Annotated in this window: 12 protein-coding genes and 1 riboswitch; of the genes, 3 read left to right on the top strand and 9 right to left on the bottom strand. The window is 52.8% G+C overall.

What is annotated here, in order from left to right; translation table 11 throughout:
• Window positions 1-25: 25 nt before the first annotated feature.
• From K0I31_RS08515 to K0I31_RS08490, 6 genes are all read right to left on the bottom strand, one after another.
• A complete protein-coding gene (locus K0I31_RS08515) occupies window positions 26-3094 on the bottom strand; it encodes an Ig-like domain-containing protein (protein ID WP_220080537.1) in 3069 nt (1022 codons plus the stop codon).
• Window positions 3095-3165: 71 nt separating this feature from the next.
• Window positions 3166-3251: riboswitch (cyclic di-GMP riboswitch) on the bottom strand.
• A 341-nt stretch (window positions 3252-3592) separates the two neighbouring features.
• Entirely contained in the window at window positions 3593-4312 is a 720-nt protein-coding gene (locus K0I31_RS08510) for a BUD32 family EKC/KEOPS complex subunit (RefSeq protein WP_220080536.1), read from the bottom strand.
• A 234-nt stretch (window positions 4313-4546) separates the two neighbouring features.
• Window positions 4547-4726, bottom strand: a complete 180-nt coding sequence (locus K0I31_RS08505; protein ID WP_011865439.1) for a Trm112 family protein — start codon at window positions 4724-4726, stop codon at window positions 4547-4549.
• Between the two features lies 1 nt (window position 4727).
• Window positions 4728-5744: a tetraacyldisaccharide 4'-kinase gene (gene lpxK, locus K0I31_RS08500; protein WP_220080535.1), complete on the bottom strand. Its 1017-nt coding sequence runs from the start codon at window positions 5742-5744 to the stop codon at window positions 4728-4730.
• A gap of 5 nt (window positions 5745-5749) precedes the next feature.
• The gene (gene msbA, locus K0I31_RS08495; RefSeq protein WP_011865437.1) at window positions 5750-7564 is read right to left on the bottom strand and encodes a lipid A export permease/ATP-binding protein MsbA; all 1815 of its coding nucleotides are present in this window, start codon (window positions 7562-7564) and stop codon (window positions 5750-5752) included.
• A gap of 34 nt (window positions 7565-7598) precedes the next feature.
• On the bottom strand, window positions 7599-9872 hold the full coding sequence (locus K0I31_RS08490; RefSeq protein WP_258406611.1) for a DNA internalization-related competence protein ComEC/Rec2: 2274 nt from the start codon (window positions 9870-9872) through the stop codon (window positions 7599-7601).
• Between the two features lie 43 nt (window positions 9873-9915).
• On the opposite strand from K0I31_RS08490, the gene K0I31_RS08485 reads away from it, so the two are divergent.
• Together K0I31_RS08485 and K0I31_RS08480 are read left to right on the top strand one after the other, a co-directional pair.
• Window positions 9916-10422, top strand: coding sequence for a DUF2062 domain-containing protein (locus K0I31_RS08485; RefSeq protein ID WP_011865435.1), 507 nt, complete (start codon window positions 9916-9918; stop codon window positions 10420-10422).
• Between the two features lie 373 nt (window positions 10423-10795).
• Window positions 10796-12109: a diguanylate cyclase domain-containing protein gene (locus K0I31_RS08480; RefSeq protein ID WP_220080533.1), complete on the top strand. Its 1314-nt coding sequence runs from the start codon at window positions 10796-10798 to the stop codon at window positions 12107-12109.
• A gap of 27 nt (window positions 12110-12136) precedes the next feature.
• Here the strand turns inward: K0I31_RS08480 and lolE are convergent, their stop codons facing one another.
• The 3 genes from lolE to K0I31_RS08465 are packed head-to-tail and all read right to left on the bottom strand — an operon-like array spanning window position 12137 to window position 15324.
• Window positions 12137-13390, bottom strand: a complete 1254-nt coding sequence (gene lolE / locus K0I31_RS08475) for a lipoprotein-releasing ABC transporter permease subunit LolE (RefSeq protein ID WP_220080532.1) — start codon at window positions 13388-13390, stop codon at window positions 12137-12139.
• Window positions 13387-14088 carry a lipoprotein-releasing ABC transporter ATP-binding protein LolD gene (gene lolD / locus K0I31_RS08470; RefSeq protein ID WP_220080531.1) on the bottom strand — a complete coding sequence of 234 codons (702 nt, stop codon included), beginning with the start codon at window positions 14086-14088 and terminating at the stop codon, window positions 13387-13389. Before lolD ends, lolE begins: the two co-directional genes overlap by 4 nt.
• Window positions 14089-14091: 3 nt before the next feature.
• Window positions 14092-15324, bottom strand: coding sequence for a lipoprotein-releasing ABC transporter permease subunit (locus tag K0I31_RS08465; RefSeq protein ID WP_220080530.1), 1233 nt, complete (start codon window positions 15322-15324; stop codon window positions 14092-14094).
• Between the two features lie 95 nt (window positions 15325-15419).
• Here K0I31_RS08465 and K0I31_RS08460 point away from each other — a divergent pair, with 95 nt between their 5' ends.
• A complete protein-coding gene (locus K0I31_RS08460; protein WP_220080529.1) occupies window positions 15420-16001 on the top strand; it encodes a hypothetical protein in 582 nt (193 codons plus the stop codon).
• Window positions 16002-16023 lie beyond the last annotated feature (22 nt).

Below are 16023 nucleotides of genomic sequence, written 5' to 3'. Positions count from 1 at the left end.
CTTGGCTTTCTATTATTGGTATAGCTTACTTCTTACCATTACCTTTGCCGCCAGTACCGCCACCGGTATTGCCACCAGTGCTGTCGCTGCTCTGACCTATGGTCACTGTCGCCGTCGCAGTTAGCTCACCGTCGCTAATGGTATAGCTAAAGCTATCGCTACCCTTGAAACGCTTACCCGGTGTATATTTCACGCTACCATCGGCCAGCAAGGTTACGCTACCTTTGCTACCTTGAGTCACGCTAACCACAGTTAAGGTATCACCTTCAGGGTCACTGTCATTGCTCAGCACAGCGATGATGACTGATGAACCGCTAGATACCGATGCACTGTCGTTTACCGCAACCGGTGCTGTATTCGCTTGCTGAGCCACCTTGTACTGTGCCTGTGCGCTTGCTTGATATTGATTGTCGCTCTTATCTGCCGCGCTAAAGCCCAGACCATAGGCACCTGCTGTCGCAGACTGCGCAGAGCTAACACTCACCACGACACTCGTACTTTGACCACTTGCTAGGCTAACGGTCGCCCCGTTGGCGTTCCAGCCCTGAGGTACGGTTGCGCTGATCACAAACACGGCATCGGCACAGCTGTCAGCATTCTGGTTTGTCACTGTCACTGTATAGGGTACCAGGCTACCCGCATCATACTCGCCAGCTCCACCGCTCACGCTGACACTTGGTTGAGCCAGAGTGCATTGCTTGGCAGGATCAAGAACCGTATAGCTGGCATTCGCACTGCTTTGTAGTCCCGCATTTTGACCATTGCTAGCAATCAGGTTGAAATCAAATTGTCCATCGGCTGCGCTTAGGCTAGAAGTCACCGTTAGGCTGACGTTCTGGCTTTGGCCAGGAGCAAGATTTACCTTAGTCGCAGTTGCCGACCAACCCGCAGGCACATTGGCTGCCAAATTGAAGTCGCTCGCATCGCAGCTATCACTGTCTAGATTAGTCACTGTGCCTTGGTAAACCACGCCTGTACCAGGTGCAACCTCACCGCTGCTGTTGTTGGTCAGTACGAACTGAGGCGCTGCTAACACACACTGTGCAACTGGAGCCTGAACAACATAGCTAACCAGTCCGGTAGCCACTAGATTGCTATCTTGTGCATTGTACGCGGTGACATCTAGGTCATAGAAACCGTCGTTGGCATCGCCGCTCGAAACGACACTAAAGCTCACATTAGCTGTGGCGCCGGGTGCCAAGCTTAGGCTTGCATTGCTGGCACTCCAATTAGCGGGTACCTGAACGCTAACACTAAACTGAGAATCACCGCACTCTAAGCTATCGTTGTTGGTTACAGTTGCGCTATAAGTAACGGCTGTACCTGGTGCAACCCAATCACTGTTTTGAGAAAGCGCAAGTGTAGGATTAGCCTGTACACATGTGCCACCTGAATAGGCCACGGTAACGTCAACACCAGCGTTATCTACCGACTCTGTGGTAATAGTTACACCAGCAGTGTCATCGCTATAGCTATAACCTGCCTGAAGCGCCGCATCATCCAGGTCATAGAGTGAACTCTTTGGTGTCATATCCAGTAGCTGGCTGCTTTCGATATCTTGTGCACTGCTATTTAGGTGTACCAATACGCCTTCAGTAACCGCTTTACCAGCCATAAAGCTGTCAAAACCTTGTGCTTGACGATACTCTAGGTAATACCATAATGGCTCACCAGTCAGGCTATCGGTACCACGACGTACCTTTAATCCCTTAGCACCACCTTGTGAATCACCCACTAACGGCTCAAGACGATAAGTACCATCAGCATCGGCTGTTGCGATTTCACCACGAGACTCACTCAGCCAACCTAAACGCGCCTTATTGAAGAGGTTAAAGTGCCCCTCAGACTTACCCATGATATCCAGGGTGTCGCCATAAGTGATCTCGACACAAGCATCGCTGAGATAACCGCTACCGCAGTTAAGTTCTTTAGCGTGCTTGAGTCCCAGGTTATGACCCAGTTCGTGACCGATAGTCATCAGATTTAGCTCACCATTAATCCAAGCACGCGAAGGTGCCCCCCCCACTGTACCCTGACCACGCCAGCCACAGCTGCTGTTTTGAGGCATCATATAGACTAAGCGCTGATACTGACTAACGTCGATACCGCTGTCGCGGGCCGCCTGCTGCGCGTAACTGTCCATGCCGAAATAGTCACAAGTACTGTTGATTGGCAAGGTTACATAACCTTTAACATCGCCAGTTAACCAAGTTTGACCGTATGAGGCCTCGCGATAGAAATCATTGACTTTGCCAAATACCATCTGTTGTACTTCGGCCAGAGTCCAAGGCTGTTGAGGATTGTCTTGGAAATTAACCAGCAGCACTAAGGTGCGCTGTTCACCAGTGGTATCGGTAAGAGAAAGCGCAGCGCCGGTGCCCGAAGAGGAAACTGTGTTGCCATCGGCTAGGGCAAGCACTTCGAGATCGCCAATTAAGGCATCGCCCGCCTCATCGCCGCCAAATAGCCAACCTTCTGCACGAACCTTTGCTCCGGGTTGTAATTGATTAGCCTGAGCTTTTGAACTACCTGAAGCCAAGAAAAATTTAACCAGACCAGTTTCGGTGCGCACCATGTACTGCAGACGATTTTCACCTGCGTCATCAAAATCTTCATAGACCATTTCCAGCTCACCGCTGATTGCCTTTTTCTGGGCTAGTTTGGCTTGGATCTCGGCGGGTATGCCACGACGCTTAGCCATTGGCAGTACAGAAGAAACGACACTGAAAGGATCGAGTGCGATGAGTGATTGCTGTTCTACTTGTCTAGCCGCCACCAGCGCTTCAAGTTGCTGGTAAAGCGCGGCGTCAGAGGCATGAGATGCACCATTAGACTTAGTGGCATCCAGGTATTGCGCTGCAACTGCTGAAAGTTGCAGCGTCTGAGTTTCAAGTTCCGCCTTATGAGTCAGACGCGCCTGTTGCTTGGCATCACGTTTAGCCTGGGCCGCCGCAGAGGTTTGTTCACCATGAGTGCCCGCATGTACAGGCATGATAGCCGACGCCGACAACAGGCCTGCGCCCAATAGGCCCAAACCAAAGGTTTTCAGGAAAGTAGAATCGGTACGCGCAGCTGCGCAATGAACTGAACTCATAGCTTGGACCTCTCAAAGTCAACATCACTTCGAAAGCTCCAAGTACAAGTACTAGGCTCTATCAACGCTCATTCGGTAACCCAGCCACCCTTTTGCTATGCAATTAGGGCCTGTGGCTTTGCGTACATTAATTACTTAATGCTTGCCGTTTCGAGAGTGCTTTCGAACTAAACCTCTAAGCTGCTACAGCCCAGAGAACACGGGCATTCTAGCAATTAATTTAAGCGAAGCTCAACCAAAAATTGATCATTTTTTAACCAATATTTAAAACCCTATGGAAATCAATACACAATGAGTGGATAAAATTTACCAAAACAGCGGTTGCTGGCGCAAAACTCGATGTCAGATCCACAAAACAGTCAAATCAACTACCATCAAGGAAACTAATAGATAGAAATGCCGCGATGTAACATATGCAGCCATCAAGTGAAAGCGATAGCGTCGAAATGGCACAGAAATGACTGTATGAGATATGGCAAATAGGAGATAAATGGAAGATTAGAGGGTTTGTTTAAAGTGGCGCAGTAGCCAATAGACGGGGCGCAGATCTTTACCGCCGATAGATCTAAGCGGTGCGATTAGATAGTTTAGCCATTGCCATTTAGCCATCTCTTGCTTGGACGCCTGCCAGAGTGATTCTCCCCCCGCGGCGCGATAGGCTGCAATGACGGGCTCGGCGATCTCAGGATGGGGCCCTATGTAACGATACAGGCTGTGGATATAGACGAGGAGATCTCTGATCTGCTGACTATGCATGTCACTGTCTTGCTGATTCGCCTCAAAATCGATAAAGGCAACATCTCCCTCTTCCCAGCAGATATCCCTAAGCGCAGGTCTGCCATGAGCCAAGCCTTTAAGATGCAGATGCGCTAACCCAGTGGCACTATCTTGCAATATCTTAAGCTTCTCGGCCTCTGAGATATCGGCATTTAACCAACCATTGACGGGCATGCCCACATCGGCAACCACCAGAAAACCTTCGCCACTGGCAACCAGTTCGGGCACAGGCGCGCCTCGCTTGGCGAGTTGAGTGAGGGTTGAAATCTCGAGCTGCAACGCCGCTTGGGGCTGGGACTTTAGCCAACGCATGGCGCCGGTAAGGCGTTCTGACTGTTTAAGCCAATACTTGCGGCCTTGATGCTCGAAACTGACTATTCGTTCGCCCTGATTTTCGACAAGTAGTTTATCAATCACATGTTGAAGGCTAGAAACAGTCACACAAAGTACTCCGGTAAAAGTGAAAAGGGATTATGTGTGCAAGCTAAGACAAATGCAATCTTCGAGGACCTGAGCGGGGAAACTATGAGCGACAGCAACTTGGCTTGAAGATAAAAAAATGAAGATAAAAAGTGAAGATGAAACAGAAGACGTGCCGATCGGCACGTCTCTAGCTTGCCACGCGATAAGCTACTACTTAAAGCAAAGCGCGACATTTAATAGAAAAAAAACGAGTTACGCTTCTTCGTTCCAAGGGGTTGCCTTGTTTTCAAGCAGTACAGGGATCCCTTCGTTAATGGCATAGGCCAAACGATCGGCCTTACAGATAAGCTGCTGATTAGCTTTGTCATATTCAAGCTTACCCTTACACACAGGGCAGGCAACTATCTCTAAAAGTTTCTTATCAAACGCCATGTTAATTTCCTTGTTGTACGTTTTCGCGCCGCTTTAGCAGCGTTAACAATTGCTGTTCAAATTCTGGTGCTATCTTGGCATCTACCGGCAAATACCACCAGTTAGACTTTGCAAATTCGCGACATTTAACCGCATCTTTCTCTGTCATTAGCACGCCCCGACCCGCCGCAACCGTCTCGATAGCCTCGAGACTGTAGGCCTGATGATCGTCAAAGGCATGTTGACCAATTGGATGAACCCCAATCTCGCTAAGGGTATCGAAGAATCGCTGTGGATTGCCTATACCGGCAATAGCCACACTCTCATGACTCTTGTCCACATTAGCTGTAACGACCTCGCCATCAGCCACGCTGCGCCAGTTGCCGGGCGCCAGCGCCATCTCAAACTCTTCAGGCCCGCCACACTCGCCGTTGACTAAGGTAAAGTCGACGCAGCCTTGACGCCAGCGCCCTTCTCTCAATGGTCCGGCAGGCAACAGCAGACCATTGCCGAAGCGGCGTTTGCCATCGAGTACTAAGATCTCGATATCCCGTTCAAGGCGATAGTGCTGCAAGCCATCGTCGCTGATGATCACATCCACCGCCTGCCAATCCATCAGGGCCTTACCCGCCGCCACGCGATCGCTACCTATCACCATAGGCACCTGGGTGCGCGCCACTATCATGGCCGGTTCATCGCCTACTTCATTGGCTGGCATGCCAGCGATAACTCGCTTACAGCCGGAAAACTCGACGCCGTAGCCGCGGCTGATCACCCCAGGGCGATAGCCATTACGGCGAAGCAGTTCGATGAGATAGATAACCGTGGGGGTCTTGCCGCTGCCACCGACTGTGATGTTGCCCACCACAATCACAGGCACATCGAGCCGCGCGCTTGCCTTAAGCCCCAAACGAAACAGCTGTCGTCTGAGGCTCGTCAATAGATAAAACAAGCAACTGAGTGGCAGAAGCAGCAGTACAAGCAGCCAGTGAACACCGGCCTGCCTGTCATACCAGAGACGATTAACCAACGCCTGCATTGTGCTTAGCTACCAAACTGCATCTGGTACAGGTTGTAATAGATCCCCTGCTTGGCCAGTAGCTCGCTATGGGTGCCGCGCTCGACCACCTTGCCCTGATCCACCACCAAGATCTGATTGGCATTTTCAACGGTCGACAGACGGTGAGCGATCACGATAGATGTACGGTTCTGTCTCAGGTTATCCAGACCCGTCTGAATAGCCTTCTCCGACTCGGTATCCAGCGCCGAGGTCGCCTCATCGAGGATCAAGATAGGCGCATCGCGCAGTATCGCCCTGGCAATGGCTATACGCTGGCGCTGACCACCGGAGAGCATGACGCCGTTTTCGCCAACCTGGGTATAGATCCCCTCAGGCATGTTGCAGATAAACTCCCAGGCATTGGCGAGCTTAGCCGCATCGATGATTTGCTCCTCGGTGACCTCGCCCGGATAGGCATAGGCGATGTTCGCCGCTATGGTATCGTTGATCAGCGTCACCTGCTGTGACACCAATGCCACCTGACGGCGCAGCGCCGCCAGCTTGTAATCTCTCAGGCTGACATCATCCAAGCGAATATCACCGCTGTCGAGATCCGAATAGAAGCGGGTGATCAGGCTGGCAATGGTCGACTTACCCGAGCCACTGCGTCCCACCAGGGCCAGGGTTTCACCGGGATTAACCTGAAAATCTACCTCTTTTAACGCCAAGCCTTCCTGATTGTTGTAGCGGAAGTTGACCTTATCAAAGCTCAGGCGGCCCTCGACTCTTTTGGTCTCGAAGGTGCCGTTATCCACCTCGGCCGGGGTATCTAATACGGCAAAGATGGTGCTACAGGCGGCGATACCACGCTGAAACTCGGCGTTGACGCGGGTTAGGCTCTTGATTGGCTGCAACATGGCGAGCATGGCCGCCAAGATGGTGGCGAAGGTACCCGCGGTGAGATCGGCGCGCATGCTCTCAAGGCTCGAGGCGTATAACACGAAAGCCAGCGCCAGTGAGCCAATGACCATCACCAAAGGTTGACTGATCGCCTGAGCCAGTGCCAGTTTCATGGTGCGCGAGCGGTTGTCGTCGTTCACCTTGGCGAAACGTTGCGACTCGGCCTGCTGACCACCGAAGACCAACACATTCTTGTGGCCCTTGATCATCTGCTCGGTAACTGAGGTCACACCGCCCATGGCGGTCTGGATCTGTTTGGAGACCTTGCGGAACTTACGGCTGACCACGGCAATTACCAAGCCGATAAGAGGCCCGACAATCAGGATACAGAGCGAGAGTTTCCAGGAGTTATAGAACATCACCCCCAGCATGCCGATCACTGTGATGCCGTCACGCACTATGGTGATCAGCGCACTGCCAGATGCCCTGGCGATCTGCTCGGTATCGAAGGTCACCCGGGAGATCAAGTTACCACTGCTTTCCGCGTCGATATAGCTCACTGGCAATCTCAGGTAATGCTCGAACACCTGCTGACGCATATCCATGATCATGCGCGCACTGATGTAGGAGATGCCATAGGTGGAGAGAAAGTTAGCCAGTCCCCTCAGGGTAAACAGGCCAATCACCACGAAAGGCGCGGTTTTGAGCACGTCGCTGTCGGAGTTAAAGCCGCCGCCCATGCCAAGGTCGACCCCTTCAACCAGACCCGGCGTGGTCGGCACATTGCTGGCAAAACCTTGATCAATAAAAGGTTTAATTGAATAAATAAAGGTTGCGTCCACCAAGCCGTAAAGCACTAGGCCAAACACAGACAAAAATAACACCCCTTTGAGCGGGACAAGATAAGTGAGCAGTCTGAGAAAAACGCTGCCAACTTCACTTTTCGAAGAATTTGTCATTCAGGATTCTATCGTAGGTGCAAAAAAGCGTATTCTACTCTGGATTGCCAAACTCACCAAATTCAAAGCGTTGATTGTACCAAAATGGCGCCAGCTCCCGGCGATAACCCAGTACGGTAATGCCCTGCTCATCCAGTTTTAAACTCAGCTGACCGTTATCGCCCGTGCTGTACTGAAGCGCCTTTTGGTCGCGAAAACGTCTCACCACCTCAGCCTTGGGAAAGCCATAGCGATTATTGAATCCGGCGGCGTAGAGCACGATACCGGGCGCGCTTGCCCGAATAAAGGCCCCGCTTGATGAGGTGTTACTGCCGTGATGGGCCGCGATCAACACTGTGCTGCCAATCTCGGCGCTCTGGGTCAGGAGTGACTGCTCACCCTCAGTCTCGATATCCCCAGGGATGAGTACACTTCGCCTGCCGTCGCTTATCCGCACGACACAGGAGCCATTATTGCCGGGCTGCGGCTCGCGCGGCCCCAAAATCTCAAGGCTTAACCCCTGCCAGTTGAGGCTTTTAGGACGACAGTCGATGGCGCCGGGATAGCTGAGATCTGTCACCAATTTCACTTTAGGGTAGCGACCTAACAGATAATCGGCGCCGCCGGCATGGTCATTGTCGCTATGGCTGAGCACCAGATAGTCCAGCTCACCTATGCCACGGTAATGCAAGAAAGGCACTATGACCCTATCTGCATAACTAAAATGCTCACCAAACGCCGCGCCTGTGTCATAGATCAATGCCCGCCCCTGTTTCTCAACCACCAGGCTGAGCCCCTGCCCGACATCAAGCAGGTGCACCTGCCAGCGCTGAGAGTCCGTCAACCTCTGTGGTAAGAACCAGAGACACAGGGGCATGAACAACACAGGGATCATCCAGCGCCAGGCGCCTGAGACCAGTCGCCAAAGGATAAGCCCGAGCAGGCCAAACACTAGGGCTGAGATCAGCTGCATCGAGGCTGGCAGCCAGTGAAGCGGTAGCTCCCCTAGCCAATCGAACGAAAGAGTCATGGGTGAAATGGCAAGATCCAACAGATAAAGCGGCAGGCGAACGGACACGCCGAGATAAGTGCCGATTATCCAGGTTATCAGCGCCATAAAACTTAGGGGGATCACCACCAGACTAAACCAAGGCACAAAGATAAGGTTAAATATCAACGCGTAGGGCGCAAAGCCGCCAAACAATAGCCCTTGCAGCAAGCCAAGCGATAGACTCAGGCGCCACTGGATCTGCCACATCTGCTTAAGACGCCATTTCAGCCGTTGCCAGCTTGATAGACGCTCATCAGGCGCAGGCCATGATTGCGTAAACCAGAGAATGATGGCGAGCGCACCAAAAGAGAGCCAAAGCCCGGCGCCGAGGATACTTAAAGGGTCAAGCAGCAGTACAATGAAAAGTGCCCATAACAGCCGCTCGAAGGGCGATGCGTAACGGCGCATTAGACCAAGCAGGATCACCATCACCAACATGATGAGCGCCCGCAGGGTCGGCAGCCCAAGTCCGGCGAGAAAGGCATAGAGACCACAGCAAATCAGCGCCACCAGGGCGATGGTCTGACGATTACCAAGTCCCAGACGAGGAGTGAGCCGCCCTAACAGATAGCCCCCCAGCCCCATCACCCAGATTGCCAGCACAGACAGATGCAGCCCCGAAATGGTCACCAGATGCCCTGTTCCGCTTTGCCTCAGGCCCTGCCAATGTGCATCGCTTATCTGCTGTTTATCGCCCAGCATGAGCGCCAGCATCAAATCGCCATTGGCCAGTGAGGCCAGATCCTGGCGCAACTTTGTCAGTAGCTTGGCCCGCATGCCCTGTGGTGGTAAAAGGCGTTTGGCCGCAATGACTCTGCCCTTGCCTATGATGTGCTTCGAGAGCAGATAGGCCTGCTGATTAAATCCCCCTTGGTTAAGCACACTGGTGATGGGCTTTGGGGCAAGGGTGAATTGCCACACCTCACCTATGGCGACTTTTTGTTCGCTTTGCCAACGTAAGCGTAAATATTTGTCAGGAAAATGAAAGGGATGGTCCGTTAAAATACGAATATCGGCATTTATCCAGTCGCCGTTTCGATAAACTAGTGATATGATTTCGCCCCTTACTGATGGCAGCTCGCTCGATTTATCGGACGTAAAAACCAAAAGTTGGTGGCAAAATAGACTCATCCAAGCTATAGCCAGAAGGCTACCGGCCAATAATTTCGACCATTTCAGCATGATGACGGCAATTACCAAGACGGCACATGCAAGGGAAAAGGTTGGCAAGGCAGGCCAGAGCAGCGCGGAAATGAGCGTGGCACAATAGCCAAACATGAATCGATTCATAATGAATAATTTAAGACTGCAACACTAAGCTATGCCAAAAAAATTCATTCAACGATATATGCCCAAGCCTGAAACACTGCAGAATCATAAGCACCTGCAGATGTTCGGTAAGCTGCTTCACAAGCCTAACCTCTGGGCCCTGAATCGACGCTCCGCTCCCCTCGCCTTTGCGGTCGGCCTGTTTGTCGCCTGGATCCCCATGCCATTTCAGATGGTGTTAGCCGCGGCGCTGGCGATCCTGTTCAACTGTAACTTACCTGTCGCCGTCGCCTTGGTATGGGTCACCAACCCAGTCACCATGCCCTTTATGTTCTACGCCGCCTACCTCTTTGGCGCCAAACTGCTCAACCACCCTCCCCAAGAATTTGCCTTCGAAGCCAGCTGGCAATGGATCGAGGCCTCACTTTTCACCATAGGCCCGCCGTTCTTGCTCGGCTGTCTGGTGTTTGGGATCATCTTTTCCGCCGTGGGTTACTTTGTCGTCCACAACCTGTGGAAGTACTCTATCCTGTTCAAGTGGAAAAATCGCACCAAGTAGCGAACTAATGCATGGCGCCTGGCGCCTTTGATCTGATCACAAGACCCAATGGATCTTGCTATCAAGCATTAAGCTATGCCTGGCACTCAAACTTAGCCGGGCTGTGATACCAATAAGCTTTTGTTAACCAAATCATCACGCTATTTTCGCCGATAACACTGCACATTAGGCTAGCTGCAGCATGAGCTGCTGCAATTGCCACTTCGCATCTAAGAGAAACTTAAGATAGAATAAACAAATTGATCACAAAGTTGATGCTTTGTATCTATCTGAATGACATGCCTTGGATGAAGTCGCTCGTTAGAATAATCACAAAAAATGCAGGAAGGCCATGCACTTATATTCAAATAGAAAACATGTTGCGATCTTCGCAATGCTCTCCTGCTTGTTTCTGCTCGCCTCAGTGATCACCATCAGTGCGCTAACAAAATACTTTGTCGACAATGAGATCCAGCAAGAAGAGGAAAACCTGCGCAAGAACCTGGCGCTGATCCGCTTTAACTTCGAGGCCACCATCTACAAAGACACCTATCTGGCCGATAGCCTGGCCACAGTGGTGACCATAGATCCCGAATTTGCCATGAAAAACTGGCATGTGATCGCCGCTAAGTTGCTCGACAAGGCGCAGTACGTGCGCAACGTCGCCATCGCGCCGAACAATGTAATCTCCTTAGTCTATCCCCTCAAAGGCAACGAAGCGGCAGTTGGATTCGATTTTCGCACCCAGCCAAACCAGCTAAAGACAGTGCTTCTGGCCAAGGAGCAGCAGTCGGTGTATATCGCCGGCCCGGTAAATCTGGTCCAAGGTGGATTGGGCCTCATCGCACGCTACCCTATCTTCGCCGACTACCCCAAAAACACCCAATACTGGGGCGGGGTGAGCGTAGTGATGAACTATAACCAATTACTCCATGACACAGGGATCACCCAATTTCAGGGCGGCGATATCGCCATCAAGAAACAGATCACCGCCAACGAACCCGAACAGGTTTTCTACGGTGATGCCAGCATCTTCGACAATGCCGATGTTATCTACCCCATCAAGTTGCCCAGCGCCACCTGGAATATGGCAGCAAGGTTTCATATCGAGAATCTCGAACGCATCGGCCAGCTGCGCCTGGGCATAGGCGGTATCGGCACGATTGCGGCCTTTACCTTGTATATGCTGATGCTACTCCTGTTTCGCAACTATCAGCACACCCACAGGGCGGCGCTGCACGATGAGTTGACCCACCTACCTAATCGGCGCTTCATCATCAACGAACTCGACCGTCTGATGAACAAACCAAATCAGCCCCCTTTTACCCTGCTCAACATAGATCTCAACGACTTTAAAGGGGTTAACGACGAGCTGGGGCATGAAGCGGGCGATGAGCTGCTAAAATATATCGCCAATCGTCTTGTGACAGAGGTTGGTATTAAGGGCTCGGTCGCCCGATTTGGCGGCGATGAGTTTCTGATCTTGCTCTATGAGCTCACCGAAATGCAGGAAATCGAGGAGATCATGGCGCATATCACCCAGGCGATAGAATCCCAGCCCTTTAGCTGGCAGTCACAACAACTGACGCCCTCACTCAGCATAGGCTATGCAATCTATGATGGTCAGAATGCCGACATCAAAGAGTTGCTCTCAGATGCCGACAAGCGGATGTATCAACAAAAACGCGCCTACCGGGAAAGTCGCTAAAGACCCATCTTAATTTACGACCTAGTCTTATCGCCCGGCCAACGCCTCGGCGGGATGGATACGACTTGCCTTCCAGGCGGGATAGAGGGTGGCCAATAGGCTCATCAGCAAGGCCAGAGACACCACCAGCGCCACATCCAGCAGGTTAAGCTGTGAGGGTAAGAAGTCGATGAAATAAACATCGGCCGATAAGAGCTGCACGCCAAACAGCTGCTCAATACTGCTGGCGATAGCACTGAGGTTCAGCGCAAGGGTGATCCCCAGCCCCGCACCAATCAAGCAACCCAACAGGCCATTTAGCGCACCCTGCACCACGAAGATCCCCATAATGGTGGCCTTGGCCATCCCCATGGTCAGCAAGATGGCGATCTCCGACTGCTTGTCACGTACCGCCATCACTAATGTCGAGACGATATTGAAACAGGCCACCGCGATCACCAGCGCCAGCACCAGATACATCACGGCGCGCACCAGCTGAATATCCTGATAAAGGTGGCCTTGCGTGCGGGTCCAATCGGAAAGGTACATATATTGCGACTGGCTGTAGCCCAAGGTGCGGATCAGCTGCGGCGCGGCAAAGACATCATCTACCTTGATACGGATCCCGCTCACGCCGTCCCCCAGCCCCAAGAGCTCGGCGCCATAATCCAGCGAGATGTAGGCAGTGGTCAGATCCAGCTCGCCGCCAAGTGCAAAAATTCCCGCCACCTTAAACTGATGACTCTTGGCCGAGCCAAGGCCGCGTCCCGTTGACTGACTGGCAAGGTTTGGCGTGTAGAGGCTCAGGGTGTTACCCAGCGACAGCCCCAGCGCATCGGCCAGTCCCTTACCCAGGACAATATTGTTTTCTTTGCTGGCCAGTGCCTGCCAGGCAGGTTCTGGCATAAAGTCATCTATGTTTGACACCTTGGCTTCTAGCGCTGGCGTGATGCCGATAACCGTGAGCCCTTGAAAGCCACCGGGCTTCTGAATCAGCCCCTGAATGCGCACAAAGGGTGCGCTGGCCAGAATGCCTGGGATCTTCTTGGCATCCTCGGCTATCTGGGGCCAATCATGAAGCGGCTCATTCACCCCGGTCAACTCTCCATGGGGCACGACCCCCAGCAGACGCTGCTCAAGCTCCTGCTCAAAGCCGTTCATGGCCGACAGTACTGTGATCAGCACGGCCACCCCAAGGGCGATACCCGCCGTCGAGGCAAAAGAGATGAAACTGATAAAACGATTGGACTGACGCGCCATGTAAAAGCGCCAGCCTACCCAGAAGGCGAGTCTCTCTCTCATGCCATCTCCCAGGCGCTTAACTGTCCATCTTGCATCTTAAGTTGTCTGTCCATGCGCGCGGCCAGCTTAGGATCATGGGTCACCACCACAAAGGCGGTACCCAGCTGGCTGCCCAGCTCACGGATAAGCTCATAGACGGTATCGCCGCTGGCGGCGTCCAGGTTTCCGGTAGGCTCGTCGGCCAACACCAGTTTCGGGCGATTGATCAGCGCCCTGGCTATCGCCGTACGCTGGCGTTCACCACCCGACATCTCGGCCGGTGTATGATGTAGCCGGTGGCCAAGACCCACACGACTGAGCAGCTCTTTGGCCTCCTGCTCGACTTCCTGACGCGGGCGCTTTTGAATTAGCCCAGGCATGGCCACATTCTCAAGGGCAGTAAACTCGGGCAACAGATGATGGAACTGATAGATAAATCCCAGCTCCTGGTTGCGGATCGCTGCCTGACGCGAGGGGGAAAGCTGGTAGAGATCTTCCCCATCGAACATCACCTGACCGCTACTGGGTTTGTCCAGCGTGCCCATGATATGCAGCAAGGTACTCTTACCCGATCCCGAACTGCCAACGATAGCCACCTGTTCGCCCTTGGCGATACTGAGGTTAACACCGCTGAGCACCTGGGTGTCTATGCTGCCTTCGTGATAGCGCTTGCTAACGTTATTGACTTGAAGTAACAAAGATTTTTCCTGTTGGGTCATAGATCATTCGTACCTTAAAGCTGTGGCTGGTTGCACGCTTGCCGCCCGCAGCGCGGGATAAACGGTCGCCAAAAATGTAATTGCCAGGGTGCCGACCACGATGAGGGACAACTGCCCCCACTCGAGTTGCACCGGCAGGCGTTGCCCCGCCCCCAGTACATGAATGCCGAGCATTGAGAAGAGTGTATTGATGTTCAATGTGGCCAGCACGCCAATAGCCAGGCCGCCCACCAAGCCTAAGACGGCGTTAAGCGAGCCCTGGATCATGAAGATCCCCATGATGCTCCCCGTGGTCAGGCCTTGGGTCTTGAGCACGGCAACGTCTGTGGTCTTATCCACCACCATCATCACCAGCGCCGAGACTATGTTAAAGGCGGCTACGGCGATGATAAGGCTGAGCATCAACGACATCATGTTCTTCTCCATCTTTACCGCAGAGAAGAGATGACCATAGTTTTCGCGCCAATCACTGGTGGTCACGCTGTCGCCCGCTGCCTCAAACGCGGCTTTAACCTTAGGTGCCAGCTTGCTCGCCTTGAAGGGATCGGCCAGATAAAGACGCAGCGACTTGATCTCATTGGGGGACTTGCGCATCAGGCGCAGCGCATCTTCATGGTGTATATAGGCAAGGCTTGCATCGACCTGGGAGCCCATCTCGAAGACGCCGGCTACGATAAACTTACGCTGACTCGGCACAGGCCCCAGCGGCGAATAAACCACCCCATCGCCACTGAGTACACGTATCTTATCGCCGGGCTTAACATCCAGACGACGCGCCAACTCGGCGCCAATGATGATGCGGTATTTGCCCGCCTCTAAGCTGTCGAGGGAGCCGTTGAAGTGACGGTTCAGACGGGCCAGATTGTCTTTTTCAAGCTCGGGATAGATACCATACACCTGCACTGCGCTGATGTTGCTCGGCGCCTGTAACATGGCCTGGGTGGCCACGCTCGGGCTCATCGCCAGGATCTGCTTACCATCGATTAAGGTATTGGCGACATCTTGCCAGTTGCCAAGGTGTTGCTCGCTGTGCACCGTCAGCTGTGGCACAGCGCCAAGAATGCGCTGCTTGAGCTGTCCCTCGAGACCATTCATCACAGAACTGACGATGATCAGGGCCGCAACCCCGAGCAAGATACCCGACACGGCAAACAGGGTAATAAATGAGGCAAATGGATTGGCCTTACGTGCTCGCCAGTACCGATAACCTATGGTCCAAGATAACGCTAAATTCATTTTTGGCAGGGTCTCTTTGCGTCAGAGCCTTGATAAATCATTAAGATGGGCACGATAATAGGGGGAATAGCACCTTAAAAACAAGAGGCAATCCGTTGAACAGCCAATCAAACTCCTATTTTAGCGTCGCGCATGGGTTCGCCGCTTACCTATCGCCCTGGCCTAAGGAGCAGCCGCTGCCCAACGACTATGAGCTAAGAGGTATGCTACCGCTCGGCATGCAGCTCATCAGCCAAGTCAAGGCGATGGAAGCCGACTGTCTACTCCAGCTCAGGCACCTTGATGATGAGGCCCGCACCGTGGTGGATTACCTCAAGTTACAGTCTCGCAAGATAGACCTGGTGCTGCAGCATGTACTCGAGCAGCAGCCCCACGAGGGCGAGCGCTGCAGCGGCCTGCATTTTGGCGGTAGCGGCATACATCTCCTAAGCCCCACAAAATTGGTGCCCGGCGAGCGCTACCGCATCACACTGCATATCAGGGAGGCGCTTATCGCCATCCTCTGCATTGGGGAGTGCACCCGCTGTGACGATGAAGCCTCTGAAGGTGGTTTCGACTGCGAACTCAGCTTTATTCAAATTCTCGATGAGGATGTCGAGCAACTGGTCAAAGCCAGCCTGAATATTCAACAAAAACAATTACAACAACGCAAAAAACAGCAACAAGACCCGAGTTAGTTTTCACTGGCACTGACGGGGC

Origin of the sequence: Shewanella spartinae, assembly GCF_019457555.1 — a bacterium.
GTDB lineage: Bacteria > Pseudomonadota > Gammaproteobacteria > Enterobacterales > Shewanellaceae > Shewanella > Shewanella loihica.
Note: the sequence above shows the minus strand (reverse complement) of the source record. Positions and strands in the feature narration are given on the sequence as shown.

What these genes read in the sequence shown, in the direction of transcription:
- msbA (WP_011865437.1), bottom strand. Translation starts at nt 7,564, where the DNA reads ATGACAAATTCTTCGAAAAGTGAAGTTGGCAGCGTTTTTCTCAGACTG.
- K0I31_RS08465 (WP_220080530.1), bottom strand. Translation starts at nt 15,324, where the DNA reads ATGAATTTAGCGTTATCTTGGACCATAGGTTATCGGTACTGGCGAGCA.
- lpxK (WP_220080535.1), bottom strand. Translation starts at nt 5,744, where the DNA reads ATGCAGGCGTTGGTTAATCGTCTCTGGTATGACAGGCAGGCCGGTGTT.
- K0I31_RS08480 (WP_220080533.1), top strand. Translation starts at nt 10,796, where the DNA reads ATGCTCTCCTGCTTGTTTCTGCTCGCCTCAGTGATCACCATCAGTGCG.
- lolD (WP_220080531.1), bottom strand. Translation starts at nt 14,088, where the DNA reads ATGACCCAACAGGAAAAATCTTTGTTACTTCAAGTCAATAACGTTAGC.
- K0I31_RS08490 (WP_258406611.1), bottom strand. Translation starts at nt 9,872, where the DNA reads ATGTTTGGCTATTGTGCCACGCTCATTTCCGCGCTGCTCTGGCCTGCC.
- K0I31_RS08515 (WP_220080537.1), bottom strand. Translation starts at nt 3,094, where the DNA reads ATGAGTTCAGTTCATTGCGCAGCTGCGCGTACCGATTCTACTTTCCTG.
- K0I31_RS08505 (WP_011865439.1), bottom strand. Translation starts at nt 4,726, where the DNA reads ATGGCGTTTGATAAGAAACTTTTAGAGATAGTTGCCTGCCCTGTGTGT.
- lolE (WP_220080532.1), bottom strand. Translation starts at nt 13,390, where the DNA reads ATGAGAGAGAGACTCGCCTTCTGGGTAGGCTGGCGCTTTTACATGGCG.
- K0I31_RS08485 (WP_011865435.1), top strand. Translation starts at nt 9,916, where the DNA reads ATGCCAAAAAAATTCATTCAACGATATATGCCCAAGCCTGAAACACTG.